The following is a 542-nucleotide window of genomic DNA, read 5'->3' as shown; positions in this document are numbered from 1 at the left end:
GCTGGGCGGTGCGGCCAAGGTCCAGGTCACCGACACCACTGACGAGGTCGTAGCCAAGCTGACTGCGACTCCTTCGGTTACCGAAGGCGGCGAGATCACCTACACCATCACCCTGACTAACAAAGATGGTCTGCCGATCAACAACCACTCGGCACTGACCTTCACGCTGAGCGACGGCAAAACCATTACCGTGCCGGCCAATAGCACGACCGGTTCGGTTACGGTCACCGCTCCGGACAACGTCTACGCAGGCGCCAACGACCCGGTGATCAAGTCGATCGCATCGGTCAGCGGCACCGACGTCGGCAAGTTCGAGCAACTGACCCTGGACAAGACCCCGGTCAGCACCACGGTCACCGACGAGCCAGGTACGCCGGGCAACCCAGGCGGCAGCAACGAAGGCGACCTGGTCAAGGTCACGATCACCGCCGACCAGCCTTCGGTGGCCGAGAACGTCAAACCGACCTTCACGGTAAACATCAACCAGGCACTGGCCCATGACCTGGTCGTGACCCTGAGCAACAACGCCCAGGTCACCATCA

The 542-nt window shown here is 61.8% G+C and carries 1 protein-coding gene; it reads left to right on the top strand.

All coding sequences use genetic code 11. The features are described from left to right. Positions 1 to 542: immunoglobulin-like domain-containing protein (locus tag ACLEJP_RS25500; protein ID WP_440810907.1), on the top strand; the 542-nt coding region annotated here is incomplete at both ends.

This window comes from Pseudomonas sp. SMV7 (genome assembly GCF_052041995.1).
In the GTDB taxonomy this organism is placed as follows: domain Bacteria; phylum Pseudomonadota; class Gammaproteobacteria; order Pseudomonadales; family Pseudomonadaceae; genus Aquipseudomonas.
Note: the sequence above shows the minus strand (reverse complement) of the source record. Positions and strands in the feature narration are given on the sequence as shown.